13 protein-coding genes and 1 pseudogene are annotated in these 19503 nt (G+C 66.2%); 6 read left to right on the top strand and 8 right to left on the bottom strand.

Going from position 1 to position 19503, the window contains the following annotated elements:
• Positions 1-87: 87 nt before the first annotated feature.
• From FOF45_RS00070 to FOF45_RS00060, 3 genes are all read left to right on the top strand, one after another.
• Positions 88-3132 carry a TonB-dependent receptor gene (locus FOF45_RS00070; protein WP_158982017.1) on the top strand — a complete coding sequence of 1015 codons (3045 nt, stop codon included), beginning with the start codon at positions 88-90 and terminating at the stop codon, positions 3130-3132.
• An 82-nt stretch (positions 3133-3214) separates the two neighbouring features.
• Entirely contained in the window at positions 3215-4798 is a 1584-nt protein-coding gene (locus FOF45_RS00065) for a tetratricopeptide repeat-containing sulfotransferase family protein (RefSeq protein WP_158982016.1), read from the top strand.
• A complete protein-coding gene (locus FOF45_RS00060) occupies positions 4795-6351 on the top strand; it encodes a tetratricopeptide repeat-containing sulfotransferase family protein (protein WP_158982015.1) in 1557 nt (518 codons plus the stop codon). Before FOF45_RS00065 ends, FOF45_RS00060 begins: the two co-directional genes overlap by 4 nt.
• Positions 6352-6387: 36 nt before the next feature.
• Here FOF45_RS00060 and FOF45_RS00055 read toward each other — a convergent pair whose 3' ends face one another.
• Positions 6388-8169, bottom strand: a complete 1782-nt coding sequence (locus FOF45_RS00055) for a vWA domain-containing protein (RefSeq protein WP_158982014.1) — start codon at positions 8167-8169, stop codon at positions 6388-6390.
• A 322-nt stretch (positions 8170-8491) separates the two neighbouring features.
• On the opposite strand from FOF45_RS00055, the gene FOF45_RS00050 reads away from it, so the two are divergent.
• A complete protein-coding gene (locus FOF45_RS00050; protein WP_158982013.1) occupies positions 8492-9112 on the top strand; it encodes a hypothetical protein in 621 nt (206 codons plus the stop codon).
• 66 nt (positions 9113-9178) lie between these two features.
• Here the strand turns inward: FOF45_RS00050 and FOF45_RS00045 are convergent, their stop codons facing one another.
• The 3 genes from FOF45_RS00045 to xseA all read right to left on the bottom strand — a co-directional run bounded on the left by FOF45_RS00045 (position 9179) and on the right by xseA (position 13860).
• Positions 9179-10657, bottom strand: coding sequence for an aldehyde dehydrogenase family protein (locus tag FOF45_RS00045; RefSeq protein ID WP_158982012.1), 1479 nt, complete (start codon positions 10655-10657; stop codon positions 9179-9181).
• A 49-nt stretch (positions 10658-10706) separates the two neighbouring features.
• Positions 10707-12353, bottom strand: coding sequence for an acetolactate synthase large subunit (locus tag FOF45_RS00040; RefSeq protein WP_158982011.1), 1647 nt, complete (start codon positions 12351-12353; stop codon positions 10707-10709).
• Positions 12354-12498: 145 nt separating this feature from the next.
• Positions 12499-13860: an exodeoxyribonuclease VII large subunit gene (gene xseA, locus FOF45_RS00035; RefSeq protein ID WP_158982010.1), complete on the bottom strand. Its 1362-nt coding sequence runs from the start codon at positions 13858-13860 to the stop codon at positions 12499-12501.
• A gap of 132 nt (positions 13861-13992) precedes the next feature.
• Between xseA and ispG the strand changes: the two genes are divergently transcribed.
• Positions 13993-15270: a flavodoxin-dependent (E)-4-hydroxy-3-methylbut-2-enyl-diphosphate synthase gene (ispG, locus tag FOF45_RS00030; RefSeq protein ID WP_158982009.1), complete on the top strand. Its 1278-nt coding sequence runs from the start codon at positions 13993-13995 to the stop codon at positions 15268-15270.
• A 61-nt stretch (positions 15271-15331) separates the two neighbouring features.
• Positions 15332-15952, top strand: coding sequence for a phosphatase PAP2 family protein (locus FOF45_RS00025; protein WP_158987087.1), 621 nt, complete (start codon positions 15332-15334; stop codon positions 15950-15952).
• Positions 15953-15985: 33 nt separating this feature from the next.
• On the opposite strand, the gene FOF45_RS00020 is transcribed toward FOF45_RS00025, so the two are convergent.
• From FOF45_RS00020 to FOF45_RS00005, 4 genes and pseudogenes are all read right to left on the bottom strand, one after another.
• Complete coding sequence (locus FOF45_RS00020) at positions 15986-16849, bottom strand: hypothetical protein (RefSeq protein WP_158982008.1); 864 nt, start codon at positions 16847-16849, stop codon at positions 15986-15988.
• Positions 16850-16852: 3 nt separating this feature from the next.
• Positions 16853-17242: a hypothetical protein gene (locus FOF45_RS00015; RefSeq protein ID WP_158982007.1), complete on the bottom strand. Its 390-nt coding sequence runs from the start codon at positions 17240-17242 to the stop codon at positions 16853-16855.
• Positions 17243-17356: 114 nt separating this feature from the next.
• Positions 17357-18145, bottom strand: coding sequence for a hypothetical protein (locus FOF45_RS00010; protein WP_158982006.1), 789 nt, complete (start codon positions 18143-18145; stop codon positions 17357-17359).
• A pseudogene (locus FOF45_RS00005) lies at positions 18117-19503 on the bottom strand (hypothetical protein); the annotation flags it as partial. The gene FOF45_RS00010 and the pseudogene FOF45_RS00005, both read right to left, overlap by 29 nt.

Raw genomic sequence — 19503 nt, 5'->3', positions numbered from 1 at the left:
CCGGAAGTCAGGGTCACTTTGCTCCTTTTGGGGCATTCCATTTGCTGAATTGGGGGAAAAGTGAAGCGTTCAACTCTGAACCGCAACATGCGGCGCAGTGCCCTTACCGTGGCGCTGGGTCTGTGCTTTGCCTCGGGCGTACATGCCCAGTCGGCCAGCGGTACCGTGTTCGGCCAAGCGACGGCTGGGGAGACCGTCGTTGTCGAAAACGCCGCTACGGGCTTCCGTCGTGAAGTCGCCGTTGGTGCCGATGGCAGCTACCGCGTGCCGCAGCTGCAGCCGGGCAGCTACCGCATCACCCTGCAACGCGCCGACGGCACCTCCGCCGTGCGCGAAGTGTCCGTCAACCTCGGTACGGGTACGCCGGTGAACTTCACCAGCGCTTCCTCGGCCGGTGCGACCACGCTGGACAGCGTCGTCGTGACGGGTGCGCAGGTCGTCAACCCGATCGACGTGTCCTCGGTGGAGTCGACCACCATCCTGACCGCCGCCCAGATCGCCAAGATCCCGGTGCTGCGTGACGCCACCTCGGTCGCGCTGCTGGCACCGGGTACCGTCCGCGGCGATACCGCGTTCGGCAACCTGGCGTCGTTCGGTGGTTCCTCGGTCGCCGAGAACCAGTACTACCTCAACGGCTTCAACATCACCAACTCGTTCCGCAGCCTGAACTTCGCTCAGGTTCCGTACGAAGCGGTGGCCGAACAGCAGGTCAAGACCGGCGGCTACGGCGCCGAGTTCGGCCGTTCGCTGGGCGGCGTGGTCAACATGGTGTCCAAGCGCGGTACCAACGAATTCACGGCCGGTGGCAACGTGTTCTGGTCGCCGGATTCGCTGCGTGCCGAAGTCGAGAACACCTACTACGCCAACCCGCTCGTGCCGGGCGACCTGGGCAAGCTGCGCCAGGACAACTCGGAAGACACGCTGGGCGGCTACAGCACCTCGATCTGGGCCAGCGGCGCGCTGATCAAGGACACGCTGTTCGCATACGGCATGCTGTCGTACAGCGAAGTGGAGCAGGACTACTGGGGCTCGGTCGTTTCGCGTACCAACAACCACGAGTCCGAGAAGGGTGACCCGACCTACCTCGTGAAGTTGGACTGGAACATCAACGACGCCAACAAGCTCGAGTTCACGACCCTGTCGGACAAGCGCACCACCACGACGGCCTCCTACCTCAACACGGTGGGCCAGGTGAATCGCGGTCCGCTGGTGGGTACCTCGTACACCGAGAACGGCGGCGAGAACTACATCGCCCGCTACACCGGCTACCTGACCGACTCCTTCACCCTGTCGGCCATGTACGGTTACAGCGAATTCTCGCGTTCGCGTCGCCTGAAGACGGCGTCTGGCGTGAACGTGGAATACGGCGGCGACCTGGACCAGCCGGCATCGGGCTGCCCGGTCATCACCGACGTGCGTCCGGGCTATCGCACCTCCGTCACCGGCGTCTACGCGAGCTCGTGCAACATCACCGGTGGTTCGATCGATCGCATCGACTCGGGTGACGAGCGCAACCAGTTCCGCCTCGACCTCGACTGGCAGGTGGGCGACCACGCGCTGGGCTTCGGCTACGACCGTGACGACTACGAGTCCATCGCCGGTACCTCGATCGAAGGCGGCCGCATCTGGCGCTACTCGACCAACAACGGTCCGGACCGCACGGCGAACACCACCGACGACTTCGACGTCGTCCGCGAGCAGATCGTCAACCAGGGTGCGACCGTCGAGGTCAACCAGGAAGCGTTCTACATCGAGGACAACTGGCAGGTGACGGACACCTTCCTGGCGTACATCGGTGCTCGTTGGGATACCTTCGAGAACAAGAACGGCCAGGGCGAGACCTACGTCAAGATCGAGAACCAGTTCGCTCCGCGCCTGGGCTTCTCGTGGGACGTGAACGGCGATTCGTCGTTCAAGGTCTACGGTAACGCCGGTCGCTACGCGCTTCCGCTCACGCCGAGCGTGGCCGTGCGTGGCGCCTCCGCGTCGCTGTTCACCCGCCAGACCTCGCGCTTCACGGGCGTGGATCCGGTCACCGGTGCTCCGACGGGCCTGTTCGGGACGGGCGCGCTGTCCTACATCAACGGCGAGTTCGGCGAGCCGAAGGTGGCGGACACCATCGCATCGCAGAACCTCGATCCGATGTACCAGGACGAGTACATCCTCGGCTTCCAGATGTCGATGACCGAGCACCAGAACATCGGTGCGCGTGGTATCTACCGCAAGCTGAAGGCGGCGATCGACGACAACTGCGACTACACGCCGATCATGGCCATCGAAGGCTTCACCTTCGACGAGGACGACCTGACCTGGTACGACAGCGCCGGTAACGCCGCCGCCCTGCCGAGCGCGGGCTTCCCGTACTGCCGCATGTTCAACCCGGGTTCGGACGCGGTGTTCCTGACCGACCTGTACGGCGACGGCACCCTGAAGGCCACGACGGTTCCGGGCGCACTTCTGTCGCCGGAAGCCAAGCGTACCTACAAGGCGCTGGAACTGTTCTGGGACGGCAGCTGGGACAAGTACTTCTTCCAGGCGTCGTACACGCTGGCCTACAACAAGGGCAACACCGAAGGTGGCGTGAAGTCGGACATCGGCCAGGCCGATACCAGCGTCACGCAGGACTTCGACTACAAGGAACTGGCGGTCGACTCCTACGGCTACCTGCCGAACGATCGTCGCCACAGCCTGAAGGTGTTCGGCAACTACTCGTTCACGGATGAGTGGTCGGTCGGCGCCAACCTGCTGGTGCAGTCGGGCCGTCCGATCAACTGTCTGGGCGTGCTGTATCCGTACCACGGCGACATCCACCCGTACGGCTCGTCGTTCTTCCGTTGCGGTACGACGGAAGCCGGTGGCGCCGACGGTCCGGCGGAAGCCGTGCCGCGTGGTACCGCGGGCCGCCTGCCGTGGACGAACTCGATCGACCTGAACGTGGCCTATTTCCCGAACTGGGCGCCGGGCCTGAAGTTCAAGGTGGACGTGTTCAACGTCTTCGACAACCAGAAGGTGACGGGCGTGACCGAAGTGGCCGAAGACGCCACGACCGGCGCACCGCTCAACACGTACCTGGTGCCGCGCAGCTTCCAGGCGCCGCGTTCGGTGCGCTTCATGGTGCAGTACGACTTCTGAGAACCACGCTTCATTACTCTCTCCACGGCCGCCGCAAGGCGGCCGTTTTTTCAAAGCCGGTCGCAGTGAAATGAATCCAGCCATGCAAGGTCCGACGCCGCATCCCGAAGCCGCCGCCTCCACCGAACTCTGGCAGCGGGCGCAGAAGCTCGAAGCGGCGGGCCAGTCGGAGCAGGCGAGGGCGCTCTACGAGACCCTGCTGGCAACCTATCCGCAGCACGTCCCGGCCCGCTTGCGCATGTCGCGCATGGAGCAGTTCGCGGGCCGTTATCAACCTTCCAGACAACACGTACTGCAGGCCGCCGACGCGGTGCGCCTGCATGCCAGCACGCGCCATATCGCCTTCGTCACGGCGCGCCTGCTCGAATTCGCCGAGGAGACCGAAGTCGCGTCGGTCATCCTCTCCGCCGACGGATCGGATCCCGACGTGATCCGGCAGTCGCCGACGCTGGCGCAGCACCTGTGGCTCGCCGGCCGTTACGAAGACACGCTGCGCTTCCTCGATGCGATGGACCAGCGCGTCCCGGGACATCCGTTGCTCGCCTTCACCCGCGCCAACGTGTTGCGCTACCTCGGCGATGCCGACGGCGCGCAGCGCCTCTACGAGACTGCATTGACGCGGGCCCCGCACCAGCCCGACATCCACTGGGCGCTCTCCACGCATTCGCGAGCGCAGCCGCCGCTGGCGCGCCTCGAGCGTCTCCGCACCGCGCTGTCGCATCATCCGGCCGGCAGCGTCGAGCAGGCTCATCTGTTCCATGCGCTGTTCCGCGAATACGACGCGGCCGGCGAGGTGGACAAGGCGTGGGACGCCCTGTCGCAGGGCGCGGCGATCATGCGTTCGCGTGTGTCCTACGATCCGCGCGTCGAAGCCGAGCGTCTCGACGCGTTGCGCGCGCTGCGTCCCGGCGCGCTGGTCGCCGACGAGCCGCATGCCGACCCGATCCCGATCTTCATCGTCGGCATGCCGCGTACCGGCACGACGCTGCTCGATCGCGTGGTCGGCAACCACGGCTGGGCCCGTTCGCTGGGCGAGCGCAACGACCTGCCCGCTGCGATCAGCGAGGCCTCCGGCCGCTTCTTCCAGTCCGCGCTGCAGGCGGACCAGCTCGACCTGCTGCAGTCGCTGGACATGCGCCGCGTCGGCCAGCTGTACATGGCGCGCCTGCGCCGGATCGCGCCGCCGGTGCGGTTCGTGATCGACAAGAACCCGCAGAACCTCTTCAACATCCCGGTGATCCTGCAGGCGCTGCCGCAGGCGCGCATCCTGTGCCTGCGCCGCGATCCGATGGACGCGTGCTTCTCCACGCTGAAGGAGCTGTTCCAGGGCGACGCGTATCCCTACAGCTATGCGCTCGACGACGTGGCCGAGCATTGCCGGCACGCGCGCTCGTGGATGGCGCACTGGCAGGCGGTCGCGCCTGCGTCGGTGCGGGTCGTCGACTACGAAGCGCTGGTCGCCGACCCGCAGGGCACGGCCGCGTCCGTGCTGGAGTTCGTCGGACTGCCCGCGCAGGAAGGCGTGCACGAGATCACCCGCAATGAGGCGCCGGTCGCCACCGCGAGCAGCAGCCAGGTGCGCGAGGGGATCCACGGACGTGGCGTCGGCGCGTGGAAGCGTTACGCTCAGCACCTGCAACCGCTGATCGACCGACTGGAACGATGAACGACACGACCGCGCCGGTGCGCGCGCTGCTCTCTCAGGCCGAGGAGCACGCCGCCCGGCAGGACTGGAACGCTGCCATAGCCGCCTGCGAGCAGGCCCTCGCGCTGGCGCCGCAACACGCCGAAACCCTGCTGCAGTTGTCCTACCTGCATTCGCTGGCCGGCAGCTACCGTCGCGCGGAGGCTTACGCGCTGGCCGCTGCGCGTACCGGCGTGAGCGATCCGGAGCAGGTACTCGAACTGCTTCCACGCCTGCGCACGTTCAACCACATGGAAGCGATGCTGGCGTGCATCGAGCGGCTCAAGCCGATGTCGCGCATGCCGATCCCGCTGCTGATCCACGTCGGCGCGCAGCTCAGTTACGCCAACCTGCCGGATCGCGCGATCGCGTTCCTCGACGAGGCCCGGCGCGGCGATCCCGACTATCCGCCCACGCTGCTCGCGCGGGCGCAGGTGCTGACCTATCTGGGGCGTTTCGAAGAAGCCGAGATGGACGTCACGCGTGCCCTGCGCCGCGCGCCGGAGATCGCGCAGGGCTATTGGCTGCAGGCGTGGGTGCGCCGGCAGACGCCGGAGCGCAACCACGTCGACGCGATCCGTCGCGCGCTCGCGCGGCCGGGCCGCAGTGCGGAAGACGTCGCGCTGCTCGGATTCGCGCTGCACAAGGAACTCGACGACCTGCAGCGCCATGACGAAGCGTGGGAAGCACTGGTGCTGGCCTGCCGGGCCAAGCGCTCGCGCATGCAGTATGAAATCGCCAGCACGAAGGCGCTGTTCGATGCGCTGTCCAACTTCCGGCCGCGCGATAGCGAAGCGATCGCCCACGAGGACGATGCGACGCCGATCTTCATCGTCGGCATGCATCGCTCCGGAACGACGCTGCTGGAACAGCTGCTGGACGGCCATCCGCAGGTGCGCGGGCTGGGTGAGCTGTACGACTTCACCAGCGCCATGCGCCATGCCACCGACCACCATTGCCGTGGCGTGATCGACCGCACCATCGCCGAGCGGGCAGGACAGGCGGACCTCGCCGCGGCGGGACGGCGCTATCTCGACGGCACGCGCTGGCGCCGCGGCGAGCAGCGCTTCTTCACCGACAAGCTGCCGTCGAACTTCCTCAATGCCGGCTTCATCGCGCAGGCGCTGCCGCAGGCGAAGATCCTGCACATGGTCCGCGATCCGGTGGAGACGTGCTTCTCGAACCTGCGCGAACTGTTCTCCGAAGCCAACGCCTACAGCTACGATCCGGTCGAGCTGGCCGATTACCACCATCGCTACCGCGCGCTGATGGCGACGTGGCACGAGCGCTTCCCGGGTCGGATCCTCGATGTCGAGTACGCCGCGCTCACCCGCGATCCGGAAGGCCAGATGCGCCGCGTGGCGGAGTTCTGCGGACTGCCGTTCGATCCGGCCATGCTGAAGATGCAGTCGCGCCGCGGCGTGGTGACCGCGAGCGCGGTGCAGGTGCGCGATCGCATCCAGGTGCGCGAGACGCCCAAGTGGGCGCCGTACGAGCGCTGGCTGCAACCGATGATCGAACGCCTGCGCGACTGACGACCGCCCGGCGCGAAGCCAGGCGGTCGTCGTGGTTCACTCGGCGACGCCCACGCGCGTGCTGTCCGCGCCGTCGATCTGATCGCGCGCCATCTCCATCAACTGCACGAACTCGGCGCGCTCGCCACGCGGATCGTTACCGCGCGCGTCGCGTGCGGTGCGCATCATCGCGTCCCAGCTCCATCCGTCCATGCGCGAACCGCCGCGCAGCATGTCGGCGAAGCCGACGACAGCACTGGCGAAACGCAGGGCTTCGCCGGGCGTGGCGTGCAACTGCGAAGCCAGCACCGGCGTCTCGATCAGGCGGCTGCTGTCCTGGCCCGGAAGCTTGTAGCGCAGGCGCAGGTGCGCGAGCTCGTTCGAGGTGCCGGCCGGCGTCGCGGGCACGGTGCCGTAGCGCAGCGGCGCAACGCGCTGCGCCGAAGACGAAGCGGGCGTGATCTCGTACAGCGCCGTCACCTGGTGGCCCGCGCCGATGTCGCCCGCATCGACCTTGTCGTTGGCGAAGTCTTCGCGGTTCAGCACGCGGTTCTCGTAACCGATCAGCCGGTACTCGGCGACCTGCGCCGGGTTGAATTCGAGCTGGATCTTCACGTCACGCGCGATGGTCATCAGCGTGCCGCCCATCTGCTGCACCAGCACCTTGCGCGCCTCGCGCACGCTGTCGATGTAGGCGTGGTTGCCGTCGCCGACGTCCGCCAGCCGTTCCGACAGCTCGTCGTTGTAGTTGCCGGTACCGAAGCCGAGCGTGGTCAGCGCGATGCCCGATTTGCGCTGGTCGGCGACCATCGTTTCCAGCGCGTTCTGGTCGACCGTGCCGACGTTGAAGTCGCCGTCGGTGGCCAGGATCACGCGGTTCACGCCGTTGGCGACGAACGCCTGCTTCGCCATCGCATAGGCCAGCGCGATGCCTTCGCCGCCGTTGGTGCTGCCGCCGGCATCGAGGCGATCCAATGCCGCGAGGATCTCGCCGTGTCGATTGCCCGGCGTCGGCGGCAGCACGAGACCCGCGCTGCCGGCATAGACCACCATCGACACGCGATCCTGCGCGCGCAGCTGCGGAACCAGCTGGCGCAGCGCGCTCTTCACCAGAGGCAGTTTGTCCGGCTCGTCCATCGAACCGGACGTGTCGATCAGGAACACCAGGTTCGCCGGCGCGAGGTTCGCCTTGGGCGCGTCGAAGCCCTTTATGCCGATCATCAACAGCTGGCGTTGTGCATTCCACGGAGCCGGCGCGAGTTCGGTGGTCACGCGGAACGGGACCTCGCGCGATGTCGGCGCGGGATGTCCGTAGTCGAAGTAGTTGATGAATTCCTCGGCGCGCACCGCATCCGCGGGCGGACGCTCGCCCTGCGTGAGCATGCGACGCACGTTCGCATAGCTGCCGGTGTCCACGTCGATGGAGAAGGTCGAGGCCGGCTGCTCGGCCGTGCGTTGCACGGGGTTGTCGGTGCGCGACGCGTACTTCTCGGTGTTGGCCGGTGCGGACTGGCGCATCAGCATCGGTGCCGCCATCGCGCCTGTCACGCTGATCGAGTGCAGCGCGGGCGGCGGAGGCGGCGAGGCCGGCGCAGGGGCGTAGGCTGCCGCCGCGCGCGCCGCATCGCCGCGTGCCACGGCGTAGGCGTCGGCCTCCGCCTCAGCCTTGGCCTCGCTTCGGGTTCGTGCCTCCGCCGCTGCCGCCGCCTGGGCCTCGGCCCTTGCCTGTGCCTTTGCCTGCGCCTGCGTGGAAGACGGCGTGCTCGAACAGCCGGCGAGGGCGACGACGACGGCGGATGCGAGGACAGAGACAAGTTGCGTGCCAGTAGTGCGCTTCATCGGTGGGCTCCGGGTTGGGTCGGATCGATGAACGCGCGGCAGTGGCCAACGGGGTTAAGCCCGTGCGATGGACCCTGTCGTAAGTCATGGAAACGGCTGTCCCGGAACACGCATCACTGAGACGTATCCCGAAAGTCGTGGTGACCTTTCGAACTGGCGAACCGCGCGGGATGCGGAAGAACATGCGTGCATCGATTGCACGCTCGGCGGTCCTGCGCTTCTCCCCCTCGACGATTCGCTGGAGGTTGTCATGAAGTCGATGAATCCGGTTTGCCTGCATTCACCTGCCCGCGCCGTTCCGGCACGAGTCCTGCTAACGACGATGCTGCTGGGCGCAAGCTCCGCCGTGATCGCCGGAACGCCCCACCTCATCTATCTGCCCTCCAGCGAAGCCGGTGTCGACCACGACGCGATCGTGAAGGCGCTCGGCGATGAAGGCTTCGAAGTCAGCACGTTCGCGCCTGCCGGCGAGGATCGCCTGGCCTATGCCAAGCGCATCGAGAAGGAAGTGCGCGCGCTGATCGCCAAGGGCGTCGCACCGGAAGAAATCAACGTCGTCGGCGCCGGTACCGGTTCAGCGGTCGCCACGCTCACGTCCGCGCGCGTTGCCAATTCGCACGTCAACTATGTGCTGCTCGGCCAGTGCGACCCGATCCTCAAGTCCGAATACAACTTCCGCATGAGCGGCCGCGTACTGGGCATCCACGACGATGCGGACAGCGCTTCGCTGTCCTGCCGTTCACTGTGGAGCGAGTCGCCGAAGGTGAGCGCACGCCAGGAACTGGTGCTCAACACCGGGCATGGCGCGACCCTGTTCCACGAGCCGCGCACCGAGTGGATGCAGCCGTTGGTCGACTGGAGTGCGGGCGGTCGCGTCGATGTCGGACAAGGCGCGCGCGTGAGCCAGGTGGAAAAGCCTGCGCCGAGCGGCGGTTCGCGTTGAGGTGAAGCGGTCCGGCGGGCGTGTCGGGCAGGCGACACGCCCGTCGGGCGCGCGTGCGCGCAGTGGTCAGGCGACCGGATCGCGGATGACGAGCAGGCGCTGCTCGGTCATGTCCTCGATCGCGTAGCGGATGCCCTCGCGCCCGAGCCCCGAGTGCTTCACGCCACCGTAGGGCATGTTGTCGACGCGGAAGCTCGGCACGTCGCCGACGATCACGCCGCCGACCTCCAGCTTGTCCCACGCGCGCATCGCGTGGTTGAGGTTGCCGGTGAACACGCCGGCCTGCAGGCCGAAGTCGCTGTCGTTGACCAGCTCGATGGCCTGTTCGAAATCCTCGAACGGCTCCATCAGTGCGACCGGCGCGAAGGCCTCGCGCTGGTACAGGTCGGTGTTGTGCGCGACGCCTTCCAGCAGCGTCGCAGGCACCATGTTGCCGATGCGCTCGCCGCCGGCCAGTCGCTTTGCGCCCCCCTTGCGCGCCGCTTCGATCCACGCATCGACGCGCTTGGCGGCGGCCTCGTCGATCATCGGGCCGATGAAGGTGTCTTCGTCGCGCGGATCGCCCATGCGCAGCTTCGATACGGCGGCCTTCAGCTTCTTGCGCAGCTTCTCGTAGATGTCGGCGTGCGCGTAGATGCGCTGCACGCTGATGCAGCTCTGCCCGCTCTGGTAGTACGCACCGAACACGAGCCGGTCGACGACATGGTCGATCGACGCGCCCGGGTCGGCGTCGATCACGCACGCCGCATTGCCGCCCAGTTCCAGCGTGACCTTCTTGCGGCCCGCGCGTGTCTTCAGATCCCAGCCGATCAAGCCGCCAGTGAAGGAGAGCAGGGCGATGCGCTCGTCCTCGACCAGTTGCGAGGCGACGTCGGTGGAGCAGGCCAGGACCGAGAACGCGCCTTTCGGCAGGTCGGTCTCCGCAAGAACTTCGCCGATGATCAGCGCGCCGATCGGCGTCTTCTCCGACGGCTTGAGGATGAAGGGACAACCCGCCGCGAGCGCAGGCGCGACCTTGTGCGCGACCAGGTTGAGCGGGAAGTTGAACGGCGTGATGAAGCTGCACAGGCCGATCGGCACGCGCTTGACCATGCCGCGGTAGCCGCGCGTACGCGGCGAGATCTGCAGTTCGACGACTTCGCCGCCGATGCGGGTCGCCTCGCCCGCGGCGATGCGGAAGCTGTCGATCAGGCGCGTCACTTCGCCGCGTGCGTCGCGGATCGGCTTGCCGGCCTCGATGCACAGCGCCATCGCCAGTTCGTCGAAACGCTCGGTGAAACGGCGCACGCAGTGTTCGAGCACGTCGCGCCGCGCATCCGGCGGGAATGCCGCAACCGCCTCGCGCGCCTGGTAGCCGGCGACGATGGCCTTGCGCACCGCGGCGGCATCGGCCATCGCCACGCGCGTCGCGCGCTGGCCGCTGTACTTGTCCAGCACATCCAGGTCGGTATTGGCCGCGACCGGACGGTTGGCGAGGTAGTAGGGATAGCTCGACTTCAGGCCGGAGCGGCCGCTCGAGTCGCGCGTGTTCGTCTTCTTGGCCATGACGGACTCCGGAAATTCGCAGGATAGCCGGTGAGGGATGAGCGCGCGGTCAGGCGAGCGCGGCGCTCAGCCGGGGGATCTCTTCGTTGAGCAGGCGATCGTCGTCGGAATAGTCGATGGGGACTTCGATCAGGTCGATGCCCGGCGTGTCCAGCGCCTGGCGCAGCAGCGGCGCGAACTCGTCCGCGCTGCGCGGGCGATGGCCGCGCGCACCGTAGCTGCGCGCGTACTCGACGAAATCGGGATTGCCCAAGTCCATGCCGAAACTCGGATAGCGCTCGTGCGCCTGCTTCCACTTGATCATGCCGTAAGCATCGTCGCGCAACACCAGCACGGTAAGGTCCAGCCCGAGGCGCACGGCGGTTTCCAGTTCCTGCGAATTCATCATGAAGCCGCCGTCGCCGCACACCGCCAGCACCTTGCGATCCGGGCAGACGATGCGCGCGGCGATGGCCGAAGGCAGGCCGGCACCCATCGTCGCCAGCGCATTGTCCAGCAGCAGCGTGTTGGGTTCTCGGCACCGATAGCAACGCGCGAACCACAGCTTGTACAGGCCGTTGTCCAGGCAGACCACGTCGCGCGCGTCCATCGCCGCGCGCACCTCGGCGACCAGGCGCTGCGGAACCAGCGGGAAGCGGTCGTCGTCGGCGCGTTCGCGCAGGTTCGACAACAGCGCTTCGCGCACGCGGTCGAAGAAGGCGAAGTTCCAGTGCGTCTGCGGCGTCACGCGCTCGCCCAGTTGCCAGACCGTGTGGGCGATGTCGCCGACGACTTCGATCTGCGGGAAGTACACCGCATCGACCTCGGCCCCTTCGTAATTGACGTGGATGACGGTGCGGCGTCCTTCGCGCATGAAGAACGGTGGCTTCTCGATCACGTCGTGGCCGATGTTGACGATGCAGTCCGCCGCGTCGATGGCGCGGTGCACGAAATCGTGGTCCGACAGCGCCGCATTGCCTAGCCATAGCGGGTGCAGCTCGTCGATCACGCCCTTGCCCATCTGCGTGGTGAAGAACGGAATGCCGAGCTTGTCGACCAGCGCACGCAGCTGGCGCGCGGTGGTCTTGCGGTTCGCGCCCGCGCCGATCATCAGCAGCGGATGTCGCGCGGCGACGATCGCTTCGGTCGCGCGCTCCAGCGCCTTCTCGTCGGCGACCGGGCGGCGCGAGAACGACGCGGGGATGAGCTTCGACGAGGTCTCGTCGCCGGCGATGTCCTGCGGCAATTCCAGGTGGGTCGCGCCCGGGCGTTCTTCCTCGGCGCGGCGGAAGGCTTCGCGCACGCGCGCGGGGATCGCATCGGCGGACACGATCTGGCGCGTGTACTTGGTGAGCGGTCGCATCGCATCGACCACGTCCACGATCTGGAAATGACCCTGCCGGCTGCTCTTGATCGGCTTCTGCCCGGTGATCATCAGCATCGGCATCGCGCCGAGCTGCGCGTACGCCGCGGCGGTGACCAGGTTGGTCGCGCCCGGCCCGAGCGTGGACAGGCACACGCCCGCCTTGCCGGTGATTCGGCCGTAGGTGGCGGCCATGAACCCCGCCGCCTGCTCGTGCCGGGTGAGCACGAGCCGGATGGTCGAGTTGCGCAGCGACTCGAGCAGGTCGAGGTTCTCCTCGCCGGGAATGCCGAAGACGTATTGCACGCGCTCGGCTTCAAGCGCGGCGACGAACAGATCGGAGGCCTTGGTCATCCCAGCTCCTCGGTGCAATGCCGGAGACGCATCGTGCGGCATCGTAACGGGACCGGCGTGAGCACCGGCATGACGCAGCGTTGCGTGTGTCCGGGCAGGGTACGCGGTGGGGCCGCCGAGGTCGGGGATGCCCGTGCGCGACGCGTCAGTCGTCGGCGTCGCGCGGTTCCACGCGAAGGCCGAGCTGGCCGTCGGACACGCGTGCGGACAGGCGGTCGCCCGGTGCGGCGTCGAGCACGCTGCGCACGATGCGGCCGTCCTCGTGCTGGAGGATCGAGTAGCCGCGCGCGATGGTCGCCAGCGGACTCACCGCTTCCAGCGAACGCGCCAGCCCGCGCAGATGCACGGCGTCGCGGCCGATCCTGCGCACGATCGCCGATTGCGGTCGCGGGGCCAGTGCGGCGAGGCGTTCGCGCAGACGCGCGATGCGGCGCTGCGGATGCGCGGCACGCAGGACGGCGTCGGCATGGCGAAGGTGCGCGCGTTCGCGTTCCATGCGACGCTTCCAGGCCGCGTCGAGGCGGCGCAGTGCATCGTCCTGACGGCGATGCAGCAGGTCCAGTCGCGCCTGCGGGCGCAGCGAATGCAGGCGCAGCCACGCGCGGTCCGCACGCTGCATGGCCTGGCGCAGGCGCTGGGTGTGCAGGTTGCGCAGGCGCGCTTCGAGCATGCGCAGGCGTGGCAACAGATCGTCGCGGTGCGGCGCGAGCAGCTCGGCCGCGACGGAGGGCGTGGGCGCGCGCACGTCGGCGGCGAAATCGCTGAGGCTGAAGTCGGTCTCGTGGCCGACGGCCGAAACGATCGGCACGGGCGAGGCGGCGATGGTCCGCGCCAGGCGCTCGTCGTTGAACGCCCACAGGTCTTCGAGCGAACCGCCGCCCCGCGCCAGCACCAGCACGTCGTAGCGCTGCGAGGCGATCGCCCGCTGCAGCATCGCCACGATCTGCGGTGCGGCGCCATCGCCCTGCACGGGTACCGGCAGCACGTCGGCCTCGATCAGCGGGAAACGCCGTGCGAGTACGCTCAGCACGTCGCGTACCGCCGCGCCGGTGGGCGAGGTGATCACGCCGACGCGGCGCACGAAACGCGGCAGCGGGCGCTTGCGTTCGTTGTCGAACAGGCCTTCTTCGGCGAGCCTGGCCTTGAGTTCGTCGAACGCGCGGCGCAGTGCGCCTTCTCCGGCTTCCTCCATGTGGTCCAGCACCAGCTGGAACTCGCCGCGCGCCTCGTACAGGGTGAGTCGGCCGCGACCGAGGACGCGCAGGCCTTCGCGCGGCGTGAAGCGCAGCCAGCTGCTCTTGGGGCGGAACATCGCGCAGCGGATCTGCGCGCGCGCGTCCTTGAGGGTGAAGTACAGATGGCCCGAAGACGGCCGCGACACGTTGCCCAGTTCGCCCTCGATCCAGATCGACGGGAACGCGCCCTCCAGCAGGTCGCGCGCGAGCGTGTTCAGCTGGCTCGGCGTGAGCACCCGGTCGGGGCGGCTGGTGTCGGGGTCGGGGCTCATGGACGGCGGCGTTCGGCGGCCGGCCACGGTAGCGCAGAGCGGGGCGTGGGTCACGTGAACGCGAGCGCACGCCGGACCCGCCGCACGGCGCGCCTGGCGGTCCGCGCGTCGCGGTGGCCTACAATACGGTCCATGAATTCGCATGCTCCGGCGCCCTGCGCCCACCCCGGTTTCGGACCCCTGCCGCGCCTGCTGACGCGCGCGGTGCGCATTGGCGGCGTCGACGTCGGCGGCGGCCATCCGGTCGTCGTGCAGTCGATGACCAATACCGACACGGCCGATGTCGCGTCCACCACGAAGCAGGTCGCCGAACTGTGGCGCGCCGGCTCCGAACTGGTGCGCGTCACCGTCAACACGCCGGAAGCCGCCGCGGCCGTGCCGCGCATCGTCGACAAGCTGGCGATGATGGGCGTGAGCGTGCCGATCATCGGCGACTTCCACTACAACGGCCATCAGCTGCTGACCGCCGAACCGGCCTGCGCCGGAGCGCTGGCGAAGTACCGCATCAATCCCGGCAATGTCGGCTTCGGCAAGAAGAAGGACAGCCAGTTCGCGACGCTGATCGAGCTGGCGATCAAATACGGGAAGCCGGTGCGCATCGGCGCCAACTGGGGCTCGCTGGACCAGGCATTGGCAGCGCGCCTGATGGACGAGAACCACACGCTGGCGCAACCCAAGGACGCTGCCGAAGTGCTGCGCGAAGCGCTGATCCGCTCGGCGCTGGATTCGGCTGACCGTGCGGTGGAGCTGGGCCTGCCGGCCGACCGGATCGTGCTCAGCGCCAAGGTCAGCGGCGTGCAGGAACTGATCGCGGTGTACCGCGAACTCGCCCGTCGCGGCGATTACGCGCTGCACCTGGGCCTCACCGAGGCCGGCATCGGCAGCAAGGGCATCGTCGCGTCGAGCGCCGCGCTCGGCGTGCTGCTGCAGGAAGGCATCGGCGACACCATCCGCATCTCGCTCACGCCCGAGCCGGGCCAGTCGCGCACCAACGAAGTCATCGTCGCGCAGGAACTGCTGCAGACGATGGGCCTGCGTGCGTTCACGCCGATGGTCACCGCGTGCCCCGGTTGCGGGCGCACCACCAGCACGTTCTTCCAGGAGCTGGCCAAGACCGTGCAGGAACACGTGCGCGCGAAGATGCCGGAATGGAAGATCAGCCATCCGGGCGCGGAGAACCTCACGCTCGCCGTGATGGGTTGCATCGTCAACGGGCCGGGCGAGTCGCGCCACGCCAACATCGGCATTTCGCTGCCAGGCACGGGCGAAGCACCGTCGGCGCCGGTGTTCGAGGATGGCGAGAAGACCGTGACCCTGCGCGGCGAGAACATCGCGCTTGAGTTCGTCGACCTGATCGACCGTTACGTCGAGCGCAAGTTCGGCACGGCCGACGCCACGCGTGGCGGCTGAGGGCGAGGGCGCGCTCGCGATCGCACTGCGCTTCGGCGCGGAGGTCCTGCGCCGCCACGGCATGCGCCTGCTGCTGGTCTTCGGCGGACTGTTGCTGCCGTTGTGGGCGTTCGGCGAACTCGCCGACGAGATCCACGAGCAGGAAGCCATCGCCTTCGACGAACCGATCCTGCTGTTCGCGCACGCGATGGCGCGGCAGGGCTTCGACGATTTCTTCGTCGTCATGTCGGAACTGGGCTATGCCTGGGGCGTGGTGCCGTTCGACATCGCCTTCGTGCTCGTGCTCGGCGTGCTGCGCCGGTATCGCGAAGCCACTTTCGCTGCGATCGCGCTCGGCGGATCGGCGCTGCTCAACATCGGCGCCAAACTGTTCTTCACACGCGAACGCCCGTCGCTGTGGGAATCGATTGCGCCGGAGACGACCTACAGTTTTCCCAGCGGCCATGCGATGGGCTCGATGACGCTGGCCTGCGTGCTGGTCATGCTGGCCTGGCACACGCGCTGGCGCTGGGCGGTGGTCGCGGTGATGGCGCCGTTCGTCTTGCTGGTCGGCCTGTCGCGCGTCTATCTGGGCGTGCATTACCCCTCGGACATCCTCGCCGGATGGGCGGTGGCGAGCGCATGGGTCGCAGCGGTGTTCCTGTCGGTGTACCGCGTGCGCGGACGGCCGTGGCTTAGTTAGGTCATATGGTCTCCGGGCTGCTTCAGGCTCCGCTTATGGCCCGTCCCTGAAACACTGCGCATCTGTTTCGACTTTCCCGGATAGGGGGAATGCAAGCATATCGATATCTGCATGAGCGCCGCAGAATCCCAGCCCTCCTGCTGTCGGGTCGATGCCATCAGATGCAATAACGAGCTGGTTGCCCACCCTCCGGAGAATCACTTGGCCTAGGGGGCTGTCGTAAACCAGTTCTCCGTTCACTCCCCTCATTTCGATGCTGAAAGCGCATACATGTTGGTATGCCTGAGTGCTGTATACCTCCACGCGATGGCTCCCTCGATACGTTTCAATGCGAAGGCAGTCCTTGAGTTCGCCTCTGCATGGAGCATGCTCGCCGGCCGGCGTGCATCTAATGGCATTCATCCGGTAATAGCCGTCCAGTTCGTCCAGTCCGCTGTCCGATGCCATTGCACGTGGATACACCGAAAAGAGGCTCATTGCCTCCTTGTATCCTTCGTCCTCACATTGGCCAGAGAAGTCGTTTTGTTCATTCGCGGCAGCGCACATCTTGCCCTCCTTCGTCAGATAGAACTGCTCGTCCAACCCGTTGGCACTCTTGGCAATGATTCTAGGTCCAGCTTGATATAGACGTCCGGTAGCAACGCACCATGAGCCGCTCTGTCTTTCCTTTCGCGTGCACGGATACCTGTTCGCGTCGACTCTGCTCGGACGGTAGATTTTTATTGTTCCGTCATCCGACATGGCATATATCCACGAGTACCCGACGTTGCTTACCACGAGGTAGGACGTGCGCCACTTTCGGATAGGAGCCCACCGGTCCGCGTGATCATTGCAATCGGCGTTTGCCGCAAAATAAAGCGACATTCCTACAAATATAGCCAACAGGCGCTTGCTCATGTCTCAGTAGACCCTCAGTCCGATGTGAACGTGGTGGCGGTGTATCCAGTCGTTGTCGTTGATGCGGTTAGGGTGGTTCGCACGGAATTGGCCGTCCGGGGAGCCAAGCATCTGCCAAGGCGCGAAGATCTGGCGTATGCCTGCTTCCTGCCGAATGGCATACAGCGACTCGCGATACTGACGGCCCAAGTCGGGCTCTGGAGTTGAAGGGTCGCGTCCAATACGCTTGCCGGGATCGATAAACGTAGTGCCGATAGCTTGCCCATTCTGAGTTAGTTGCAAACGAGTGAAGTCCAGGCCAACACCGTTAGGGTGAGCGCCAGAGCCAACATTGGGTCGCCAACCGCTGCTTACTCCAAAGTTCACGTCCGCGGGAAAAAGGGTCAGGTTCATTTTCTAACTGGCGGAAATGAACCTGACCCCTTTTTCGAAATGAACCTGCCCCCTTTTTCGGTGATCTCACCCGGCAACTCGTTCACCAGCAGGCTGCATACGTTGCCGTTGCCGCTATTGCGCCTGTGCCTGATCCGAGGATAGATAGACCTTGCAGTCGGCACGCTCATAGGCAGCCAGGTAATCGGTGCGGCCCAGGGTTTCGGGGCGGTACTTGAAATAGCGTGCCGGCACGGCGCAGAAGCGCCGCATGACCTCATCGTTATCGGCGCTGCGCACCGCGGCATAGGTCATGGCGCGTTCGGTGGCGTGCTGGATGTCGTACTCCGCCAGCAGTTCCATCGAGTGGCCGATCATCTGGTAGTCCTGGTAGGCCACGCCCACGGTTAAATCGGCGATGAAGGCGGCTTCCTGCTTGTTTCGATCTAAGCCCGTGCGAGCATTGCTCTCGAAGTGCCAGTAATTCTTCACGTGGCAGCGCACTTTCATTTCGTAATCCGTCATCGGGCAGTACGAATCGAGCAGCTTCAAGGCGGCCTGTCGGTCCTTCTTGACGAACAGAAGGATAGCCGCGTCGAAGTACTTGGCCATCCAGAGCATGTCTCCAAGAATCGGGTGCTCTTTTGGCAATCGATCCAGTGAATCCACACCGCGGTATATCGCAGAAATCCGATCGGCGTGGTACTTGTCGCTCCTCTCCAAGTAGCGCGCGAGATGGTACTGAACAAGGAACATCCGACTGAAGAAATCATGCTTACCGCCCAGCCCTTCCTCGGCGTACTTCAAGGCGAGTGCATCTTCCCTCCTGTCATAGAGGGTTTCAGGGTCTTCGTCCCAGTTCGGTTCGCACGATGCGAGAAGGAAGACGAACAGACTAGTGGCGATCAGGGTCAATGATTTCATCGACAATTGGGGCGTCGGCTGTGGGGGGTATGCGGATAAAGCTGTTCTCTTTGGAACGGTATTCGAATGTCCGTACCTGAAACCACCGCTCGCTAGGATCGGTCTTCGATGCGAACACGTCGACGGTGATGTAGTCGTCCTGCATGTTCATATACACATCCTTGGCGAACCCCGCCGCCGACAACACACCTTCCACTCGATTCAGCGCCACGTCGTTGCGGGCGATCCAGGGGCTGTGGGCTTCCACATGCTTGCTATAAGGCGAGGGATCGGGATCACGCCCCATGCCCGACAGGGCTTCTGCTCCGGCGAGCGACCGCTGCGCTACCACTCCGGCCACCACGTTCATCACATCTTGCTGCTGGACTATCTGGCCGACTAGATTGAAACGATCGCGCCACGGCTCGCTGTCGATCAACTCCCCCTTGCCCGCAACGTAGGCACGTCCGGGCTCGGGATTCAGCATTCGGCTGCGCAGGTCCTCGTCCGGTCGCAGATTCAACAGCGCACGAAGCGGCTCGTTGGCCTTGCCGGGCTCGTCCACGTACACGCGTGCCGGCCGGCTGGGGTCGAAAATGCCATGACGTTGCATGGCCGCATCGGCTTCGGCCGTGGTCCGTGCTGCGGTGCCGGGGAAGTAGTCGATACCGCTACGCTGGCCCAAGGCGATTACCCGTCCGCCCAGGCCGTGGATGCGGTCGTACTTCTCCTGCATGGTGAGGTTCGGATCACGGGCGATGCCCTCGGCGTAGTCCCGTGCAGCGCCGTCGAACTCGGCATGGAACGCTTGGCTGGCGGCACGCCGGGCTGCGGCATAGTCCTGATCGGACAAGCGACCCAGAGCATGCGCTTGAGCCGCCTTGGTCTGGAACGCCAGCACCTGTTCCACCTTGTCCTGCGAAGCGTCGTAGGCACGGCGATCCTGTGCGGCGTCAGAGCCAAGCGCGGCCGTCGCGTGCGGATACCGCTCCAGAAACGGGGCATTCTCGTCGGCGGTCGCCCTGTTGGCCTGTGCCATTTGCCCCACGGTGTGGCGCAGGTGCTCCTCGCTGGACACGTCGGGCGACGGCGCCGCACCGCCATTCGTCAGGTTCAAGATCAAAGGCGAGCGCTTGATCTCATCGGCCTGCACCGCCCCCTGCTGCGGCAGTCGGAATTGGAACAGGTCCTGCGGCGGAACCTCGGTGTCCCGTGACGGCGGAGCGTGATGGGGCTGCGCTTGTGTATCACTCTCGCCCTGCTCCGATCGCGACCGTGCACCACCACTGCGCCCGAACACCGAGTACGCCAGGAACTGGCCTAGCGTGCCCTGGAAGAACGCCGCCGCCATCGTCGGCACGGCCACCAGCAGGAGCGTG

Origin of the sequence: Lysobacter panacisoli (assembly GCF_009765165.1) — a bacterium.
GTDB classification, from domain to species: domain Bacteria; phylum Pseudomonadota; class Gammaproteobacteria; order Xanthomonadales; family Xanthomonadaceae; genus Lysobacter_J; species Lysobacter_J panacisoli.
The sequence above is the reverse complement of the archived record's forward strand: the minus strand, read 5'-3'. Positions and strand labels throughout refer to the sequence as shown.

What these genes read in the sequence shown, in the direction of transcription:
- FOF45_RS00020 (WP_158982008.1), bottom strand. Translation starts at nt 16,849, where the DNA reads ATGAGCAAGCGCCTGTTGGCTATATTTGTAGGAATGTCGCTTTATTTT.
- FOF45_RS00065 (WP_158982016.1), top strand. Translation starts at nt 3,215, where the DNA reads ATGCAAGGTCCGACGCCGCATCCCGAAGCCGCCGCCTCCACCGAACTC.
- FOF45_RS00025 (WP_158987087.1), top strand. Translation starts at nt 15,332, where the DNA reads ATGCGCCTGCTGCTGGTCTTCGGCGGACTGTTGCTGCCGTTGTGGGCG.
- FOF45_RS00015 (WP_158982007.1), bottom strand. Translation starts at nt 17,242, where the DNA reads ATGAACCTGACCCTTTTTCCCGCGGACGTGAACTTTGGAGTAAGCAGC.
- FOF45_RS00055 (WP_158982014.1), bottom strand. Translation starts at nt 8,169, where the DNA reads ATGAAGCGCACTACTGGCACGCAACTTGTCTCTGTCCTCGCATCCGCC.
- xseA (WP_158982010.1), bottom strand. Translation starts at nt 13,860, where the DNA reads ATGAGCCCCGACCCCGACACCAGCCGCCCCGACCGGGTGCTCACGCCG.
- FOF45_RS00045 (WP_158982012.1), bottom strand. Translation starts at nt 10,657, where the DNA reads ATGGCCAAGAAGACGAACACGCGCGACTCGAGCGGCCGCTCCGGCCTG.
- FOF45_RS00010 (WP_158982006.1), bottom strand. Translation starts at nt 18,145, where the DNA reads ATGAAATCATTGACCCTGATCGCCACTAGTCTGTTCGTCTTCCTTCTC.
- FOF45_RS00050 (WP_158982013.1), top strand. Translation starts at nt 8,492, where the DNA reads ATGCTGCTGGGCGCAAGCTCCGCCGTGATCGCCGGAACGCCCCACCTC.
- ispG (WP_158982009.1), top strand. Translation starts at nt 13,993, where the DNA reads ATGAATTCGCATGCTCCGGCGCCCTGCGCCCACCCCGGTTTCGGACCC.
- FOF45_RS00060 (WP_158982015.1), top strand. Translation starts at nt 4,795, where the DNA reads ATGAACGACACGACCGCGCCGGTGCGCGCGCTGCTCTCTCAGGCCGAG.
- FOF45_RS00070 (WP_158982017.1), top strand. Translation starts at nt 88, where the DNA reads ATGCGGCGCAGTGCCCTTACCGTGGCGCTGGGTCTGTGCTTTGCCTCG.
- FOF45_RS00040 (WP_158982011.1), bottom strand. Translation starts at nt 12,353, where the DNA reads ATGACCAAGGCCTCCGATCTGTTCGTCGCCGCGCTTGAAGCCGAGCGC.